Below are 17,758 nucleotides of genomic sequence, written 5' to 3'. Positions count from 1 at the left end.
CTTAGGTTACCACAATATAAAGTGCCCAAATAACGTAGAAGAATACCCATGGCAGGCTTGCAATCACCAAAGCTTGGCCACGTTCAAACTCCGTCCACGTCAGTACAACGCCGTAGCCGAGCACAATGTACCAAGGCAGAAGCAAAGGTAACGAGCTAGCGAAATGAGACCATTCGTTAGTAAGAGGCAGCTTTAATAGGCCATTGAGGCTATTTAAATCGGCAGCGTAAGTCATTACCTGACCATGCTTGAGTAGCAAGCTCGCGTAACTTGCTACATCGCCCAATACTGCTGGGAATAAGATAGCACACGATGCGGCAAACCATTTCCAGTAACCGTATTGTTGTTTGCTTGCCTTTGTTGCAAGAAAGAACCAAAGCGCGAGCAATAGTAAGGTGGCAAAGCGGTTGAATACATCATTGATGATCGCGCTTGCCATTAGCGTGTTTGGTTCTAATAGCTCAATCTGCTTCGGGTCGATTTGCTGAAATTGCGCAGCAAGTTGGTCACTGAGCCACGTGAAATCGACATTCGAAAAGTAAGCACCCCAGAATAAAAACGGACTAAGCATCAGGAAGATGAACGGTTGCCATCCCCATCCACCGCGTTGATAAAGCGCGAGAAAACAAGATGTTGGAGAACGAAAAATGTCCAACAGCATCACAAGTGGATTGCTTGATGGGTTCATACACTTACCTTCGTTACGTCAACGTACAACTTAAGCTTTTGACCTGGTTGTAAGTATTTTTTCTTGTGTAGCGAGTTCCATTTCACGATGTCGTTCGTTTTTACTTTGAACTTGCTTGCAATGCCGCTAATGGTGTCGCCAGAGCGAACGTTGTAGAAAACGGTACGGATCACAGAACCTTTGTCTGAGTCCTTCCATATCACTAGCTTTTGACCCACACGCAATGGATCTTTAGGGCTCATACCATTCCATTTAGCTAACGATTTATACGACACTTTATTGTTACGTGCGATTGACCACAAACTTTCTCCAGACTGAACGACATGGGTGAGCTTGAGTTGACCACGAGCACGAGATTGAGTCTTGTTTAATCGGTTTTGTGCCGTTAATGCGTATTTTGCATCGTCTTTTGTTGATGTCGGAATCAACAGGTATTGACCAATACGAATATTGTTATTCGATAGGCCGTTGGCACGTCGAATGACTTTCGTGGTTGTGCCGTATTTATTAGCTAGCACGCTTAAAGAGTCGCCAGATTTCACCTTGTAGCGAGCGACCTTCATCCCTTTACCGCGATTTTTCTCCACCTTGGTGAGAAAAGTCTCTTTTTTCTCTACGGGAATCAAAAGTTGGTGCGGCCCCTCAGGCGCTGTCGACCACTGGTTGTATGCTGGGTTGTAACTCTGCAACTCTTTTACGCTAATGCCGGCATAATCTGCGGCAATAGCCAGATCTAACTGCTCTTCTGGATCAACAAGCGTTAGAACAGGCTTGTTTGGAATTGCAGGAATATTAAGTCCGTACTTGTCTTGGTTTGCGATAACGTCAGCCAAGGCCAATAGCTTAGGAACGTAACTGCTGGTCTCTTTTGGTAAGTCTAATGAGAAGAAATCGATAGGTTTACCGAGCTTTTTATTCTTACGAATTGCGCTAGAAACTCGGCCTCCACCGCTGTTATAAGCGGCGATTGCATGTTCCCAGTTACCATCAAAACGCTCGTTTAGTTGTACTAGGTAGTCCAGCGCTGCATCCGTTGCTGCTGCCACATCTCTGCGACCGTCATACCAGTAGTTTTGCTCTAATCCCATCATTTTTCCGGTGCCTGGGACAAATTGCCACAACCCAGCCGCGCTACCATGTGAGTAGGCAAAGGCATCGAATGAACTTTCCACTACAGGAAGTAATGCAAGCTCCATTGGGAGTCCGCGCTCTTCGATACGTTTTGTGATCATGTATAGAAAAGGGGTAGCACGCTTAGATACCGTGTAAAGGTGATTTGGGTGCTTTAAATACCACGTACGGTAGTAGTCCACTTTCTTGTGGTTTGGGATATCCATGTCCAGCTGCATGGCGATACGTTGCCACACATCTTCTTGTTCTTGGGGGGAGAGAACTTTAGGCGCGTCGTTAGCGGATTTTTTTGCTAGTGACGATTTATTGCCCGGTTGAGCTTTTACTGCATTTTGCTTTGCAGTCTGCTCAGATTTATTGGTTTCTGGTGTAGAAGACGTTGAATCTGACTGAGTCAATTGACAGCCAGATAATAACAACGCCAACGCCCAAGTATACTTCAAACGCATGGATTCAGCCTATTTAGGGCCTGTTTATCTTCACCTGCCTGTCGCGCAACGTAATGTGCGTGGCAGTCGCAAGATAATAGACATCTTTTAAACACTAACTAATTTATAGAGGCAAAGAGCTTCTAATTATGCAATGGGGAGAAATTCAAATAGATTTATATCAACCCCAAACGTAAGAGAAGCGCCAGTGGCGCTTCTCGAAAAATCAGTCCCTGATAATACTGGGGTCTTGCAAACTTACAAGCAGAAAATGGTTAAAATTCGTTCTTCCACTCGCGTAAAGCAGTAAAAACCGAGCATGGATCGCTATTTTTAATGCGACTAGCAACAGATTGAACCACGTCAGGGTTAGAGGTTCGCAAGAACGGATTAATCCACTTTTCTTTGCGTATTGTTGTTGGAAGTGTCGGAATGTTGAGTGCTCGCAGTCGGTTTACATCGTCGCGATATTGGCGAAGTTGCTCATTGTCAGGTTCAACCGCTAGAGCAAACGCCACGTTACTCGCCGTGTATTCATGTGCGCAGAAGACTTGAGTTTCTTCTGGTAGAGACGTTAGTTTGCTCAGTGATTCAAACATTTGCTCAGGCGTACCTTCAAAAATACGACCGCAGCCAGCAGAAAAGAGCACATCACCGCAAAACAGTTTTCCGTCCCCAACGTAACCGATATGGCCCAAAGTATGACCGGGTAACCCAAGTACTAAGAAAATCTCACCAAACAACTCTAGCTTGTCGCCTTCTTCCATTGGTGTCGTTAGGGTTGGAATTGGCTCTGATTTTGGGCCCACAACGGCGACGTTAGGAAATGCACGCACTAAGTCTGGAACGCCACCAATGTGATCGTTGTGGTGGTGCGTAATTAAAATCGCTTCTAAAGTTAATTCGTTAGCCTGCAGAAATTCTAATACTGGCTTCGCATCGCCCGGATCGACGACTGCGCAGCGCTTATCGCTATTTTGTATCAGCCAGATGTAATTATCATTAAATGCGGGTATGCTTTTGATCTCTAACACGATTCGTTCTCCGTCACCCATTTTAGTCAGGTGGTTAATGAAACCAGCACTCAGCAACAAAACTATACCACACCCGTCGACTTGGTCAGCAATGAACAACGGTCCGTGGGTGCTTGAGTCAATCCAGACCCGACTTGATGAATGGTGCCCGAAACTCTTCGGCTACCATATGCTCAAACTGGGCGGGTTGAGCTGTGAGCTAACCAGCTGTAATTGTAACATTCAACACCAAGTCAACGTAGATATCCAGAACCCGTTGCATAATGTGATTGCAGATGGTTACGAATTACCCTTTTTGGAAAAAAGCTTTGATGTTGTGATACTCGCTCATCAGCTCGACTATGCAAGCGATCCACACCGTTTGTTGCGTGAAGTCGATAGAGTGATGATGGATGATGGCTATGTAATTATTACTGGATTCAACCCATTAAGCTTGACTGGATTAGCGAGTTTACTTCCATGGCGTAAACATAATTTGCCTTGGAGTGGACGAATGTTTACGTCGAACCGCATCAAAGATTGGTTAGGGTTACTTAATTATCAAGTGATTCATTGTGATCGTTATGCGCTGTTTCCGATGAAACGTTACCGTACGATGTGGACATGGTTGGAAAATAGTCTTGGTGATTGGGCATCACCCGCTGGGAGTTTGTATTACATCGTCGCGCGGAAACGGACATACCCTCTCAAGCCTATCAAACCGCATTGGCGCTTGAAGAAAAAGCTCACACCACTTGGGGTGATGAATCGAGAGGGTAACACTATGAGGAAAGAATCTCGCTAAGAGGGTTGGTAACCTGTATCTTCCTCAGTTGGGTTTTCTGCAGCAGTCCGGGCTAGCTCATCACACATTTCGTTCTCACGATGGCCCGCGTGGCCTTTTACCCAATGCCATTCAACTTGATGGCGTGCGGTTTCTTTGTCTAGAGCTTGCCATAAATCGGCATTCTTCACGGGTTTTTTATCCGCTGTTTTCCAACCACGCTTCTTCCAGTTATGGATCCACTGAGTAATACCTTGGCGCACATATTGGCTGTCAGTCGTTAAAGTGACTTTACAAGGTTGTTTTAACGTCTGTAGCGCGACGACAGCCGCCAACATTTCCATGCGGTTGTTGGTAGTTAACGTATAGCCTTTGGAAAGTGTCTTTTCTACGTCTTTGTAACGCAATACTATGCCGTAACCACCTGGTCCTGGGTTACCTAAACAAGAACCGTCAGTGAAAATCTCAACGTGTTTGGTCATATTTTTTGGTACTATTAGCCGAAACATTTAATAAAGCATAGTCTGACATACATAACCTTATGAATACCAGCAGCAATTCTGAATATAACCGCATTGTCGTTCTCGATACCGAAACCACAGGTATGAACCGCGAGGGTGGTCCTCACTACATGGGACACCGCATTATTGAAATCGGTGCCGTGGAGATCATCAACCGTAAGCTGACTGGTCGTCACTTCCACGTTTATTTAAAACCCGATCGTGAAATCCAACCAGAAGCGGTTGAAGTTCACGGTATTACGGATGAATTCTTGGTTGATAAACCGGAATACGCGAGCGTGCACCAAGAGTTTCTTGAGTTTATTAAAGGCGCAGAACTTGTTGCCCACAACGCGCCCTTCGATACCGGCTTTATGGATTACGAGTTTGGCATGCTCGATCCTAACATTGGCAAAACGGACGACTACTGCAAGGTGACCGACACCCTTGCTATGGCGAAGAAAATCTTCCCTGGTAAGCGAAACAACCTTGATATCTTATGTGAACGTTACGGTATTGATAACTCGCACCGTACTCTCCACGGAGCTTTGCTCGATGCGGAGATTCTAGCCGACGTTTACCTCTTTATGACGGGTGGTCAAACGAGTCTAGAATTTAACGCGAATAAACAAGAGGGTGGAGTAGAAACCATTCGTCGTATTGAAGGAAGAAAAGCGCTAAAGGTTTTGCGCGCAAGTGCCGATGAACTAGAAGCTCACCAAAAAAGATTAGAGTTGGTGAACGACTGTATTTGGCATCAATAGGAGAAGCTATGTTGAGGGCTTTGTTGGTCGCGTTTTTAGCGATATGGAGTAGTCTCTCGAGTGCTGCGAGTGAATCTACAATGTCTTTGTTAGACAATCGCTTTCGAGTTGATCCAACCATCGAGCAGATCACGTTTTTGGTTTATCGTGAGCAAAGTTCTCAGCCAGTTGTTTTAGTCCGTCCTGACGGTAAAAAATACTATGCTTGGGGCTCTTACGACAATGTACGTTGGTATCAAGAAGCCTCTCTCGATATTATTTCCGTTGATAACCCTATGCCAGGTCCATGGCAGGCTGTGGGGAAAGTTACGCCTAAAAATAACATCCGCTTAATTTCTCACCTAAAGCTCAGTACGGATCTGTTCCCAAACCGATTATATAATGGGGAAGCGCTTAAGTTTACAGCTCGCCTGACCTCCGACGGCAAACCTCTTGTATTGCGCGACTTCCTTGATCGCGTGAATCTGCGCGTGACATTTACCAAGTTTGTCGAAAATGAAGATGAGCTGATCAAAGAAGCTCGTCCAGTGCCGATGGTTGTGGGTGAGTTTTCTGATGACGGCCGCGGCTTGGATGAAAAAGCAGGGGATGGTGTGTTTACGGTTCAGCTCCCGATAGACGTTGAGCCTGGTAAGTACCGCGCGCGCATCACGTCTGGCAATGGCGTATTCTTACGAGCGCAAGAACAAGTCATCTTGGTTTATCCGAACCCAATCTCTCGTACTTTTATTCAGGCTCGTAATTCCGATAAGCCACACCAATTAGTGGTGAGTGGCGAGCAAGGTATGATTGCACCAGGCTCTATAGCAGTCACAGTGAAAAAGGACGCACCCGATGGTTTCATTAGTTACAGCCAAGGACAGGTCTCTAAAGATGGAATGAGAGTTACGTTGAACCTCAATAACGATGCTGAGCATGGTAAGTACGCATGGCGCGGCGAGATCTTTGCCACTGATTTTGCAACCCAGCGCTCGTTGGTGTTTCCTATCCCAGAGCAAACCTTCAGTGTTGTTGATGAAGTTGATCTAGAAGCTGCTCGAATTGCAAAAGAAGCTGAATTAGCCGAACAGCGCCGTATTGAAATGGAAAAGCAAATTATCGCTGAGCGAGAGGCTGAGCGTAAGCGCAGCATGATTATTATCGCGGTGGGTAACGTGATAATGCTGCTGATTGTGATCATTGCATGGATAGTCTGGCGCAAAATTAAAGCGAAGCGCGATGCCATGCCAGAGATGCAGTTAGAAGTGCCAAAGAAATAGTAGTAACACATAAAGCGAGAAACGGAGCCAATCGGCTCCGTTTTTTTCAGTTTAAGTTTGAAACAGAATTTGATATTTCTCATGGTCATTAATCATTTTATTTTAAAGTAACACCATGATTTAACGTTGATTAATCATAATAAAGCTCGCATGATACTCTTTACGTTTCGACTTGATTTTAGTGCGTATAGACGGAGTGAGTTATGACAATTGGAGAGTTAGGACTAGAACATTTACCACGACAAAAGGCCTTGGTTGAGTCAGCTTATGATGCCTTTTATTCTGAAAAAGACGTTGTTGCCGCGGTATTGCTTGGCTCCTTGTCATCAGGACAAGGTGACCGTATTTCGGACGCTGATGTTGTTGTATTTACTCAAAACAACTTCCATAAAGCCTCAGAGCCTTGCTTTACCCAGTTTGAAGCTAATAAAGACATTTTTTATCGCCTTGAGGGAGAGCACAACGAAAATGCGTGTTTCAAAAAATACATTTTTAATGACCTAACCAGTGCAGAGATTCATTGTTTAGATCTCTGTGACCCCTTCAAAATTTCTAAGCCATTTAAGACTTTATTTGATAAAGCTGATGTGATTGCGGGCATGGTTACTGATAAACCTGCGCCAAAGCATGAAGATTTCCCAGTTTATACCAGTGGTGATCAAGGCCTGATCTGGGAACTCTTTGATTGTATTAAGTGGTTGAGCAGAGATAACCATGAGCTTGCTAAGTCCTACTTGAAAAAACTCTCTGAGAAACTCTAATTTGAGAGTCATCTCCGTTCCTCCCACTGAAGTTAGTTAGGCGGTTAGGTTATGAAATACAAAAAGCGTCAGAAGTATAAATACACTCTCCATTCTGAAGAAAAGATTGAGACTCACATTTCAGTGAGTAACGCGTATGACAGCCCTTTTCTTAGTTTGTCCAAACAAGGCGTGTTAACGATTAAAAAGGGCTATGCATGGGATGGAGCGAGTGGGCCAGCGTTAGACACAAAAAACATTATGAAAGCTTCTTTAGTGCATGATGCTCTTTACCAACTCATGAGGGAAGAGGTGTTGCCACAAAGTGCTCGAAAGCATGCGGATACGTTGTTGAGAGAAACATGTTTAGAAAAAGGAATGTCTAGCTTCAGAGCAACTTATATCTATTATGGCGTCAGAGTTGTCGGTGGCTTCTTTTCTAGACCTGATACTTTGTGTGCTTAATGGGAACATCTTTCCAACGTTTAACTGTTTATTTATACAGTTTAGTTATGTAAGCTACAAGGTGATACAAAGGAGTAGTACATAATGACAATAAGATATGAAGAGCATGTGCCAAGCCCGAAAGAATACTGTGATATGCGTGTCAAAGCCGGGCTATCACCCAAATCGTTGAAAGCTGCTGAAATTGGTCTACCCAATTCGTTATATGGCGTATCTGTTCGGGATGAAGGAAAGCTCATTGCAATGGGTCGGGTTGTTGGTGACGGGGCGTGTAACTTCGAAATTGTCGACGTTGCCGTTGATTCTGATTATCAAGGCAACGGTTTAGGTAGAAAAGTCATGGAATACATCGACGGTTATCTTTCATCTGTTGCACTTGAAGGCTCTTACGTTTCTATGATTGCTGATGAACCGGTCTTTTACGAAAAGCTTGGTTATAGGCTGGTGGCTCCTAAAAGCCAAGGGATGACAAAAAAGTTTAAGCCAAAGGCGTAACACGTATTCAGCTGTGAAGATAAGCACTAGAAAACAGGAGTTTAATTTCCTGTTTTCTATATTAAATTTGTATTTAAGCCACTTCTGGAATTGGTTTGGGTGGCTGCTCTAAATCAGGCTCTTTTTGAACAGTAGGAATTTGTCCCTCACCCACAGCACTGATGTAACAGCCACTAAGTTTAATGGCAAGGTACATATCAGCTCGCAGTAAGATGCCTCCTTCACTGGTGCTGATACCAGTAAGCTCACACCATTGACGAAGACGTCGTTTCCTTCCAGCGAGGATTAAGCGTACGCCTCTCTTTTTCAAAGTATTGTGAATATCTGCCAGTGTTGCCATCACACTGAGATCCAAGTGAGTAAAGCTCGATACGGCGTCGATGACAACGCAACTTGCGTCTTTGTGATGCTCTGCCTGCTCTAACACTCTACGTTTAAAGTAAGGAGCATTGAAGTAAGTTAGCGGTGAGTTAAAGCGGTAAATCACCATTCCAGGAATAGGCGAAGCTTTTCCTGAGTCGTCGATGGTCCGAATGGTACCTTTTTCATCCAAGCCAAGTAGCTGATCACTCGGTCGCATGACAATCCGTAAAAATTGAAACAGCCCTAGCAATACCGCCAAAGTGATCCCCGGTATTACACCCACGATCAACACAGAAATAAAAGTAATGATGGCCAGATAAAATGCATCTTTGTCACGAGATTTTAATTTCCAAATTGCTTTAAGATCGAGCAGCGATAGGGACGCAATGATCAATACAACACCAAGTGAAGCGATAGGGATGAACTGTAAAGGCTCGTAAATAAATACCGCAATAATGGCAATGGTGATTGCAGCGACAATCGAAACTAATTGAGATTTACCACCATTTGCATCATTGACGGCTGTGCGTGAGTCAGCGCCGCTTATCGCGAAACCTTGCGAAAACGCTGAGGCAATGTTGGCAAAACCCAACGCCTGAAACTCTTTATTAGCATCAATATCATAACCGTTTTTAGCAGCGAAACTGCGGGCGGTGAGCATCATGCTAACAAAACTGACAATCGCAAGGTTGAGCGCCGGGACCACTAGTTCACGGACTTCACCTAGCTCAAACTCCGGTGTTTGAAACTGAGGGAAGCCACCTTGAGTGAGTCCGACAACCGATACGCCCATCTCTTGTAAATGGAAAAACCAAACTGACGCAGTAGTTACGAGGATCGCCAGCATGGCAGCAGGCCAAGTTGGTCGGTAGCGTTTGGTGAGCAAATAAACGACAACCGTCACGATACTCAGAGTTACAGTAGGCCAATGAAGCTCGGTTAGTCGTTGTGGAGCTTCCCATAAACGTTCCAGTAAATAACGTTGCTCGTATTTCAAACCGACTACTTTCGCAAACTGACCAACGATAATTGTGAGAGCAACACCGTTGAGTAGACCCAAAAGAATCGGACGAGAAAGGAAATCTGCAAACACCCCTAGCTTGAAACGACTTGCCAGTACACACCAAATCCCCGTCATCGCTGTCATGGTCATAACCAACTGCCAATGTTTTGTGGGGTCACCTGCGGCAAGTGGTGTCACAACAGCAGCGATCACTGCACAGGTTGCTGCATCGGGTCCGACAATGAGTTGCCGAGATGTGCCCATCATGGCGTAAACCAACATTGGCAGTACACACGAATACAGACCGACAATTGCGGATACACCAGTTAACTGTGCATAAGCTATGGCAACTGGCAGTGCAACCGCGACAACAGAAAAGGCGGCTCTAAAGTCGTTAACAAACCATTCTTTTTGATAATGCTTAAGCTGAACAAGCCCTGGGAACCACTGTGCGAGTAATATTTTAGCCAACGGATTTACCATATATGTGAGTGAATTACTTAAAGTATACACCGCTTAGTTGGAACGTCTGTGAGTTAGTTATCACTGAAAATCGGGGGAAAGAGCGGAATGCGAGGATTTTATTGCGCAGGGGGGGGCTTTGTAGTGTGAGGTGTTATGAATCCGATTCTGGAAGCAATAAAAAACGGGAGCTGATACTCCCGTTTGTGGTCTCAGATTCTAGAGTTACGCGACACTATCCATCTGAGGGTATAGCGGCTTTGCGGCAAGCAGTTCGGGCTCAAAATCGTCAACGTTGATTGTATCTAGACGATGCTGTTCCGCTTCTCTGAGTAGATCGGCTTCTTCTTGCGTGATAAAGCCTTGCTCTAGCCCTTCCTGAGCAATCATATCCAAACGTAAGAATGGGCGACGCTTACCTTGCGCTTTACATACTTTGTCAAACACAGGTTCAGCTTGAAGAATGACTGACAGCGCAAGCTCAATCTTACCTGCTGCGTTGTGCTCGGTTGGTTCAAGGTATTGACCGCGACCAATGCGTGAGCGCGTTGCACTTGGCGTTTGTAGAATGCGCGCCACTTTACTGTCTAGTTTATCGCTTGGCGCTTTGCGTACACGACCGAATGGCATGATTAACACGCGCAGTGCACGACCAATCACTTTGTTCGGGAAGTTTGCTAAGAATTCGTCTACCGCCACTTCCGCTTGTTTCAAACTGTCTTGTAGACCCCAGTGTACTAATGGTAAATCTTCGACTGGGCGGCCATCTTGCTCAAAACGTTTCAACGTCGCAGAGCTTAAATATAGCTGGCTTAGAATGTCACCAAGACGTGCTGATAGACGCTCTTTACGCTTCAAAGAGCCACCTAGCACTGCCATTGAGATATCCGATAGCAGAGCAAGGTTTGCACTGTAACGGTTCAATTGTTGGTAGTAACGCTTGGTTGCATCTTTGGTTGGTGATGAAGAGCCCAGACCGTCGCTCAAACCAAACCAGATACTGCGCACTAGGTTACTCATTGTAAAGCTCACGTGACCAGCAAGCGCTTTATCAAATTTCTCGACAGCATTACTTGCTTCAGAATACGCCGCGTTCATTTCTTCAAGAACGTACGGATGGCAACGAATTGCGCCTTGGCCAAAGATGATCATTGAGCGTGTTAGAATGTTAGCACCCTCAACCGTTACCGCGATTGGCGCACCTTGGTAACCACGAGCTAGGAAGTTAGAAGGTCCCATACAGATACCTTTACCGCCTACGATGTCCATTGCATCGATGATGCTTTGCTGGCCGCGGTGCGTACAGTGATACTTCACGATAGCTGAGATAACTGAAGGTTTTTCACCTAAGTCAATACCCGCAACGGTTAAGTTGCTTGCTGCATCCATCACGTAAGCATTACCACCCAAGCGTGCTAATGGTTCTTCAACTCCTTCCATATGGCCGATCGGCTGTTTGAACTGACGGCGAATACGTGAGTAAGCACCGGTTGCCATTGCCGCAGTTTTGATGCCACCTGTTGAGTTTGAAGGTAGCGTGATACCACGTCCAACCGACAGACACTCAACCAGCATACGCCAACCTTGGCCCGCCATTTTTTCACCACCGATAATGAAATCGATAGGAACAAAGATGTCTTTACCGCGCGTTGGACCATTTTGGAATGGTACATTGAGTGGGAAGTGTCGGTTACCAATCTCAACACCTTTGACATCAGTTGGAATAAGCGCACAAGTGATGCCAAGATCTTCTTTGTCGCCTAGCAAACCTTCAGGATCGCGAAGTTTAAATGCTAAGCCTAGTACCGTTGCGACTGGCGCTAGGGTGATGTAGCGCTTGTTCCAAGTCAGGCGCATACCCAGTACTTCTTTTCCTTCCCATTCGCCTTTGCAGACCACACCGTAATCTGGAATAGAGCCTGCGTCAGAACCCGCTTCTGGGCTCGTTAAGGCGAAACAAGGGATTTCCTTACCTTCAGCTAGACGCGGTAAGTAATGATTCTTTTGATCTTCAGTACCGTAGTGTTGCAGTAGCTCACCTGGGCCCAAAGAGTTAGGAACACCAACGGTAGACGATAGAACGCCAGAAACACCCGTTAATTTTTGTAGTACCAAAGATTGCGCGTATGCTGAGAATTCCAGACCACCGTACTTTTTCTTAATGATCATGGCGAAGAACTTATGATCTTTCAGGTATTGCCAAACTTCTGGCGGTAAGTCCGCGAGTTCATGGGTCACTTGGAAATCACTCACCATGGCGCACACTTCATTCACAGGGCCGTCTAAAAAGGCTTGTTCTTCTGCACTTAACTTAGGTGCTTGAATCGCGTGTAGCTTTTGCCACTCTGGTTTGCCTTTAAATAGTTCGGCTTCCCACCAGACGGTACCTGCGTCTAACGCTTCTTTTTCGGTTTGAGACATAGCTGGCAGCACTTTCTTGAAAAGCACTAACGCTTTGCGGCTAATTAGAGACTGACGTACGCCAGGAACCGCGAGCACAGCTGCGGCGAGAACGTACATCGCCCAACCAATAACGCTGACAGTACTAGCTACTGTAAGAGCCAGCATGGCTGCGGTGAGTAAGCTAATAGATTTCACGAGAGACATGCGGTGGTAGAGCGTAATGCCTAGCACGATCGCCATCGTGATGATTGAGAGCAAGATGTCCATATGTATTTTCCTTTTCAGACTTTATAAGTTTTGTACGTCTGCATGTTAGGTAAGAGGTCTAACCAGTTGGTTTAAGTGTAATCAAAATATTAAGGAAATGTAAAACATAAGATTGGATAAAAAGTGATCTAAGTAGAGTTAAAATTCTAAAGTTGAGATTTGAGTGATGGTTTCATGAGCAAGTTGACAAGTTTATTACCATCACTAATCTAAATCTGTTGGTTCACTATCGACACTAATTCTCGTTTGTGGGTAAACTCAGAGTAATCAAACCCGAGTTCAGGTTTATGAAATGTCCGATACCAAATTGGTATCAGAACAATTTGCTCAGTGAGCCTAGAGCTGACTGAAGCCGAAATAATAAAGAGAACGTCTTATGTACCATGATCTGATTAGAAGTGAATTAAACGAAGCTGCTGAAGTGCTCAACAAATTTTTAAGCGATGACCATAACATTGCGCAAATCGAAGCAGCGGCGAAAATGATTGCTGACTCATTCAAGCAAGATGGTAAAGTATTGTCATGTGGTAACGGTGGTTCTCACTGTGATTCAATGCACTTTGCCGAAGAGCTAACAGGCCGTTACCGAGAAAATCGTCCTGGCTATGCTGGTATTGCTATTTCAGATCCAAGCCACCTTTCTTGTGTGAGTAATGACTTTGGTTATGACTTCGTGTTTTCACGTTATGTAGAAGCGGTTGGTCGAAAAGGTGACGTACTGTTTGGTCTGTCGACATCAGGTAACTCAGGTAACATCCTGAAAGCGATTGAAGCAGCACAAGCGAAAGGCATGAAGACGATTGCGCTAACAGGCAAAGATGGCGGCAAAATGGCAGGCCTTGCAGATATTGAAATTCGCGTGCCACACTTTGGTTATGCAGACCGCATTCAGGAAATTCATATTAAGATTATTCATATCATCATTCAGTTGATCGAAAAAGAGATGGAATAATCGTTTTACGGCCACCGTTTCGAGCTGTGTTGTTAGGGAGTTTTTTAAACCATGTGTGAATTGCTCGGTATGAGCGCCAATGTTCCAACAGATATTTGTTTCAGTTTTACTGGGCTCATGCAGCGTGGAGGTCGAACCGGCCCACACCGTGACGGATGGGGGATCACCTTCTACGAAGGGAAGGGCTTTCGAACTTTCAAAGATCCCAAGCCAAGTTGTGAGTCTAAAATAGCAGAGTTGGTACAAAATTATCCCATCAAAAGTCGTGCGGTCGTTAGTCATATCCGACAGGCAAATCGTGGTGGTGTTAATTTAGAAAATACTCATCCCTTTACACGTGAGCTGTGGGGTAGGTATTGGACGTTTGCGCATAACGGTCAGCTCTCTGGCTATCAAGACTTGCATACAGGTCGACATCGACCTGTCGGTGAAACAGATAGTGAACTGGCATTTTGCTGGTTATTGAAGCAAATGGAAGATCGATATCCTGAGCCACCAAAGGATATGGAGTCGGTATTCTTATATGTTGCTAAATGTTGTGATGAGCTAAGAGAGAAGGGTGTATTTAACATGCTTCTGAGTGATGGTGAGTATGTAATGACGTATTGCACCAATCATTTGTATTGGATCACAAGACGCGCACCGTTTGGAAAAGCTGCTTTGCTTGATGAAGATGTGGAAATTAACTTCCAAGAAGAAACCACGCCACATGACATCGTTTCTGTGATCGCAACTCAACCTTTGACGGGCAACGAAGCTTGGCAGCGTATGAAACCTGGCGAATACGGCTTGTTTCACCTAGGTGAACTAGTCAAAAATAATGCCTCTGAACTGGTAAATGTGCCGTTTGCGGCGGCTAAGCCGGGCAATCAAGCGCCAACCGAACCGTTAGAGTGATGGTCTCTTACTCTGAATATAAAAATAAAGCTCGCTTAATCGCGAGCTTTATTTTTATGCGTTTTAAACCGAGGGCGGATACGGATGAGCATTCTTACTTTCTAGAGTGCTGGTAGTAGAGTCCTAGTCTCGCTAAGGCTTGCTGTAAAGACGTAACTGATAGAAATTTCTCATAAAACATCTCGTCAGTCTGAACGGTGAAGAACGAACCAGATTCAGAATCTACTTTCCGAGTGTTATGTTACTCAAGTGGTTATGGGATTTTTTAGAATGTTGGGTTTTAGGTTTCTAGTCTCACCATGGTTTTCTTGAATCAAGTTGATAAGTATTAAAACAACCAAGAGCAGCCCTCAGGCTGCTCTTTTGTGCTTGGAGTTTATTATTCAGGGCTACTCATCTGAGGCGTACCCATGTACGCCAAGCTCTGCGCCATCTAAATAGGCTTTACCATCCTTCATGATCAACCGCTCGTCTACCAGCCACTTAGCCACCATAGGGTAGATTCGGTGCTCCTGCGCCTGAACACGTGCCGCAAGTACACTAGCATCATCGTCTTCGAACACAGGAACTTTTGCTTGCAGTATGACAGGGCCACCATCAAGCTCTTCCGTTACAAAGTGCACACTCGTACCATGTTCTTTATCGCCAGCATCAATTGCTCTCTGGTGTGTGTGTAGCCCAGGATATTTTGGTAGAAGAGAAGGGTGGATATTGATCATCTTACCCATGTAATGAGAAACAAATGCGCTGCTCAGAATGCGCATGTAACCAGCAAGAATAATCACGTCTGGTTGGTATTCATCTATTTGACTCATTAGCTCTGCATCAAAGCTTTCACGCGAGCTGAATGCTTTAGGGTCGACAAAGTGACCGTCCACATCAAACTTTTTTGCACGTTCTAAACCAAAAGCATCTGCTTTGTTAGAGAACACGGCTGCCACTCGTGCGTTTGGCATGCTGTCTTCGCAAGCTTCCAAGATAGCTTGCAGGTTACTTCCGTTACCCGAGATGAGGACCACAATGTTTTTTAGGGTATGGTTTTTCATGATGTCGAGAGCGCCTTGGTATTGTAGGTTGGAGTTATGTAGCTTCTAAACTACCTACTAATAGAATGGTTTTTAGTGTTCTAGATAGCAAAATGAGGACCTAGTCATCTAGTGTCCTCATTCTTCTTATCTTTTGAGCTCGATTTGCAAATTATTGGATTTCAACTTGCTCTTCGTTCGCGTCTGCTTGTGCGATTTGACCAATCACCCACGCGTTTTCGCCTTCTTCTTTAAGAAGAGCAACTGCTGCATCTGCCTGGTCTTTCGGTAGTGCGACGATTAGACCTACACCACAGTTGAATGTGCGGTACATTTCGTGTGTGTCGACGTTGCCTTTCTCTTGTAGCCACTTGAAGATAACTGGCCATTCCCAACTGTTACCATCGATAACTGCTTTCGTGCCTTCAGGCAGTACGCGTGGGATGTTTTCCCAGAAACCACCACCAGTGATATGAGAAATCGCATGGATGTCGTGTTTCTCAATCATCTTAAGTGCTGACTTGATGTAAATTTTTGTTGGTTCTAGTAGGTGCTCACCAATAGTGCGGCCTGCTAGCTCTTCGCTCTTATCTGCACCAGATACTTCTAGGATCTTACGGATAAGGGAGTAACCGTTTGAGTGTGGGCCGCTTGAGCCAACAGCGATAAGTGCATCACCAGCAGCGACTTTCGTGCCGTCAATCACGTCTTCTTTTTCTACTACGCCAACACAGAAACCAGCTACGTCGTAGTCTTCGCCTTCATACATGCCCGGCATCTCCGCAGTTTCGCCACCAATTAGGGCACAACCTGCTTGAACACACCCTTCTGCGATACCTGAAACAACATCCGCTGCGGTATCAACGTCTAGTTTGCCTGTTGCGTAGTAATCTAGGAAAAACAGTGGCTCTGCCCCTTGCACGATAAGATCATTTACACACATTGCCACTAGGTCGATGCCAATCGTGTCGTGCTTGTTCATATCCAGTGCTAGGCGAAGTTTTGTGCCAACGCCATCAGTACCAGAAACCAGTACAGGTTGTTTGTATTTAGTTGGCAATTCGCATAGCGCGCCAAAACCACCGATACCACCCATAACTTCAGGGCGACGAGTACGTTTTACCGCACCCTTAATACGATCCACAAGCGCGTTGCCTGCATCAATATCTACACCAGCGTCTTTATAGCTAAGAGAAGAGTTGTTACCACTCACAGGGAAGTCCTCGGTATTAAGTTGGATATGAAAACGGCGCTATTCTAACAGTGCTTAAACATAGATGGCAAACGTTTGCGTCTGTTTTTTTCTTTAGTGATTTATCCTGATATCCCTGTGAAAATCATGTATAATCTGAAGGTTTGTTTAAATATTGCCAACTATAGCCGGAGATGGACATGAAAGTTGTTGAAGTAAAGCACCCTCTAGTAAAACATAAAATTGGTCTAATGAGAGAAGGTGACATCAGCACAAAACGTTTTCGTGAGTTAGCGACTGAGGTCGGTAGCCTACTTACTTACGAAGCAACGTCAGACTTTGAAACAGAAAAAGTGACCATTGATGGTTGGAACGGTCCGGTAGAAGTAGACCAGATTAAAGGTAAAAAAGTAACCGTAGTGCCAATCCTACGTGCAGGTCTAGGCATGATGGATGGAGTTCTTGAGCACATGCCAAGCGCACGTATCAGTGTTGTGGGTATTTACCGTGATGAAGAAACGCTTGAGCCAGTTCCTTACTTCAACAAGCTTGCTTCAAACATCGAGGAGCGTATTGCGCTTGTTGTTGACCCAATGCTTGCAACAGGTGGTTCTATGATTGCTACTATCGATCTCCTAAAAGAGAAAGGTTGTAACCAAATCAAAGTGCTGGTACTTGTTGCTGCACCAGAAGGTATTGAAGCGCTAGAAAAAGCACACCCAGATGTTGAGCTATACACTGCGGCAATCGATGAGAAGCTTAATGACAAAGGCTACATCGTTCCGGGTCTAGGCGATGCAGGTGATAAGATCTTCGGTACTAAGTAATTCTTTGATGTATTACTATGACTTGACCCGTCCTGATATGGGTTGACACTTTTTAACTAAAACGCTCGATGTACTTCATCGGGCGTTTTGTATTTTAAAG

General features: G+C 45.0%; 17 protein-coding genes. 9 read left to right on the top strand and 8 right to left on the bottom strand.

All coding sequences use genetic code 11. The annotated features are described in order from the left end of the window. Position 1: 1 nt before the first annotated feature. The 3 genes from R7Q46_RS06935 to gloB all read right to left on the bottom strand — a co-directional run bounded on the left by R7Q46_RS06935 (position 2) and on the right by gloB (position 3,281). Entirely contained in the window at positions 2-688 is a 687-nt protein-coding gene (locus tag R7Q46_RS06935) for a YIP1 family protein (protein ID WP_005380375.1), read from the bottom strand. Further along, entirely contained in the window at positions 685-2,268 is a 1,584-nt protein-coding gene (locus R7Q46_RS06930) for a LysM peptidoglycan-binding domain-containing protein (RefSeq protein WP_005391819.1), read from the bottom strand. Before R7Q46_RS06930 ends, R7Q46_RS06935 begins: the two co-directional genes overlap by 4 nt. A gap of 254 nt (positions 2,269-2,522) precedes the next feature. Further along, entirely contained in the window at positions 2,523-3,281 is a 759-nt protein-coding gene (gene gloB / locus R7Q46_RS06925) for a hydroxyacylglutathione hydrolase (RefSeq protein ID WP_005380380.1), read from the bottom strand. Between the two features lie 37 nt (positions 3,282-3,318). On the opposite strand from gloB, the gene R7Q46_RS06920 reads away from it, so the two are divergent. Continuing rightward, on the top strand, positions 3,319-4,065 hold the full coding sequence (locus R7Q46_RS06920) for a class I SAM-dependent methyltransferase (RefSeq protein WP_017636046.1): 747 nt from the start codon (positions 3,319-3,321) through the stop codon (positions 4,063-4,065). Here R7Q46_RS06920 and rnhA read toward each other — a convergent pair. Next, complete coding sequence (rnhA, locus tag R7Q46_RS06915; protein WP_005380384.1) at positions 4,062-4,526, bottom strand: ribonuclease HI; 465 nt, start codon at positions 4,524-4,526, stop codon at positions 4,062-4,064. The genes R7Q46_RS06920 and rnhA overlap by 4 nt on opposite strands. A gap of 59 nt (positions 4,527-4,585) precedes the next feature. Between rnhA and dnaQ the strand changes: the two genes are divergently transcribed. The 5 genes from dnaQ (at position 4,586) to R7Q46_RS06890 (ending at position 8,267) form a co-directional block, all read left to right on the top strand. Continuing rightward, the gene (gene dnaQ, locus R7Q46_RS06910; protein WP_005380385.1) at positions 4,586-5,308 is read left to right on the top strand and encodes a DNA polymerase III subunit epsilon; all 723 of its coding nucleotides are present in this window, start codon (positions 4,586-4,588) and stop codon (positions 5,306-5,308) included. An 8-nt stretch (positions 5,309-5,316) separates the two neighbouring features. After that, positions 5,317-6,567, top strand: coding sequence for a TIGR03503 family protein (locus tag R7Q46_RS06905; RefSeq protein ID WP_318077411.1), 1,251 nt, complete (start codon positions 5,317-5,319; stop codon positions 6,565-6,567). A 203-nt stretch (positions 6,568-6,770) separates the two neighbouring features. Beyond that, on the top strand, positions 6,771-7,328 hold the full coding sequence (locus R7Q46_RS06900) for a hypothetical protein (RefSeq protein WP_213871626.1): 558 nt from the start codon (positions 6,771-6,773) through the stop codon (positions 7,326-7,328). Positions 7,329-7,379: 51 nt separating this feature from the next. Further along, on the top strand, positions 7,380-7,772 hold the full coding sequence (locus R7Q46_RS06895) for a DUF1353 domain-containing protein (RefSeq protein WP_017633769.1): 393 nt from the start codon (positions 7,380-7,382) through the stop codon (positions 7,770-7,772). Positions 7,773-7,856: 84 nt separating this feature from the next. Further along, positions 7,857-8,267: a GNAT family N-acetyltransferase gene (locus R7Q46_RS06890; protein ID WP_017633770.1), complete on the top strand. Its 411-nt coding sequence runs from the start codon at positions 7,857-7,859 to the stop codon at positions 8,265-8,267. Positions 8,268-8,340: 73 nt separating this feature from the next. Here the strand turns inward: R7Q46_RS06890 and R7Q46_RS06885 are convergent, their stop codons facing one another. Both R7Q46_RS06885 and fadE read right to left on the bottom strand, forming a co-directional pair. Then, the gene (locus R7Q46_RS06885) at positions 8,341-10,116 is read right to left on the bottom strand and encodes a SulP family inorganic anion transporter (RefSeq protein ID WP_017820741.1); all 1,776 of its coding nucleotides are present in this window, start codon (positions 10,114-10,116) and stop codon (positions 8,341-8,343) included. A gap of 204 nt (positions 10,117-10,320) precedes the next feature. Further along, positions 10,321-12,765 carry an acyl-CoA dehydrogenase FadE gene (gene fadE / locus R7Q46_RS06880; protein WP_239945708.1) on the bottom strand — a complete coding sequence of 815 codons (2,445 nt, stop codon included), beginning with the start codon at positions 12,763-12,765 and terminating at the stop codon, positions 10,321-10,323. A gap of 376 nt (positions 12,766-13,141) precedes the next feature. Here fadE and lpcA point away from each other — a divergent pair, with 376 nt between their 5' ends. Next, positions 13,142-13,717, top strand: a complete 576-nt coding sequence (gene lpcA / locus R7Q46_RS06875) for a D-sedoheptulose 7-phosphate isomerase (RefSeq protein WP_005380392.1) — start codon at positions 13,142-13,144, stop codon at positions 13,715-13,717. A gap of 51 nt (positions 13,718-13,768) precedes the next feature. Further along, positions 13,769-14,614: a class II glutamine amidotransferase gene (locus R7Q46_RS06870; RefSeq protein WP_005380394.1), complete on the top strand. Its 846-nt coding sequence runs from the start codon at positions 13,769-13,771 to the stop codon at positions 14,612-14,614. Between the two features lie 389 nt (positions 14,615-15,003). On the opposite strand, the gene purN is transcribed toward R7Q46_RS06870, so the two are convergent. Together purN and purM are read right to left on the bottom strand one after the other, a co-directional pair. Next, a complete protein-coding gene (gene purN / locus R7Q46_RS06865; RefSeq protein WP_005394347.1) occupies positions 15,004-15,660 on the bottom strand; it encodes a phosphoribosylglycinamide formyltransferase in 657 nt (218 codons plus the stop codon). Between the two features lie 151 nt (positions 15,661-15,811). After that, entirely contained in the window at positions 15,812-16,852 is a 1,041-nt protein-coding gene (gene purM / locus R7Q46_RS06860) for a phosphoribosylformylglycinamidine cyclo-ligase (RefSeq protein WP_005389861.1), read from the bottom strand. A 179-nt stretch (positions 16,853-17,031) separates the two neighbouring features. On the opposite strand from purM, the gene upp reads away from it, so the two are divergent. Then, positions 17,032-17,658: a uracil phosphoribosyltransferase gene (upp, locus tag R7Q46_RS06855; protein ID WP_005380401.1), complete on the top strand. Its 627-nt coding sequence runs from the start codon at positions 17,032-17,034 to the stop codon at positions 17,656-17,658. Positions 17,659-17,758: the final 100 nt, after the last annotated feature.

It is taken from the genome of Vibrio sp. 811, from assembly GCF_033339195.1.
Note: the sequence above shows the minus strand (reverse complement) of the source record. Positions and strands in the feature narration are given on the sequence as shown.

Excerpts from the sequence above, each read along its gene's own strand:
- R7Q46_RS06935 (WP_005380375.1), bottom strand. The coding sequence starts at position 688 with ATGAACCCATCAAGCAATCCACTTGTGATGCTGTTGGACATTTTTCGT.
- R7Q46_RS06930 (WP_005391819.1), bottom strand. The coding sequence starts at position 2,268 with ATGCGTTTGAAGTATACTTGGGCGTTGGCGTTGTTATTATCTGGCTGT.
- R7Q46_RS06920 (WP_017636046.1), top strand. The coding sequence starts at position 3,319 with ATGAAACCAGCACTCAGCAACAAAACTATACCACACCCGTCGACTTGG.
- rnhA (WP_005380384.1), bottom strand. The coding sequence starts at position 4,526 with ATGACCAAACACGTTGAGATTTTCACTGACGGTTCTTGTTTAGGTAAC.
- dnaQ (WP_005380385.1), top strand. The coding sequence starts at position 4,586 with ATGAATACCAGCAGCAATTCTGAATATAACCGCATTGTCGTTCTCGAT.
- R7Q46_RS06905 (WP_318077411.1), top strand. The coding sequence starts at position 5,317 with ATGTTGAGGGCTTTGTTGGTCGCGTTTTTAGCGATATGGAGTAGTCTC.
- R7Q46_RS06900 (WP_213871626.1), top strand. The coding sequence starts at position 6,771 with ATGACAATTGGAGAGTTAGGACTAGAACATTTACCACGACAAAAGGCC.
- R7Q46_RS06895 (WP_017633769.1), top strand. The coding sequence starts at position 7,380 with ATGAAATACAAAAAGCGTCAGAAGTATAAATACACTCTCCATTCTGAA.
- R7Q46_RS06890 (WP_017633770.1), top strand. The coding sequence starts at position 7,857 with ATGACAATAAGATATGAAGAGCATGTGCCAAGCCCGAAAGAATACTGT.
- R7Q46_RS06885 (WP_017820741.1), bottom strand. The coding sequence starts at position 10,116 with ATGGTAAATCCGTTGGCTAAAATATTACTCGCACAGTGGTTCCCAGGG.
- fadE (WP_239945708.1), bottom strand. The coding sequence starts at position 12,765 with ATGGACATCTTGCTCTCAATCATCACGATGGCGATCGTGCTAGGCATT.
- lpcA (WP_005380392.1), top strand. The coding sequence starts at position 13,142 with ATGTACCATGATCTGATTAGAAGTGAATTAAACGAAGCTGCTGAAGTG.
- R7Q46_RS06870 (WP_005380394.1), top strand. The coding sequence starts at position 13,769 with ATGTGTGAATTGCTCGGTATGAGCGCCAATGTTCCAACAGATATTTGT.
- purN (WP_005394347.1), bottom strand. The coding sequence starts at position 15,660 with ATGAAAAACCATACCCTAAAAAACATTGTGGTCCTCATCTCGGGTAAC.
- upp (WP_005380401.1), top strand. The coding sequence starts at position 17,032 with ATGAAAGTTGTTGAAGTAAAGCACCCTCTAGTAAAACATAAAATTGGT.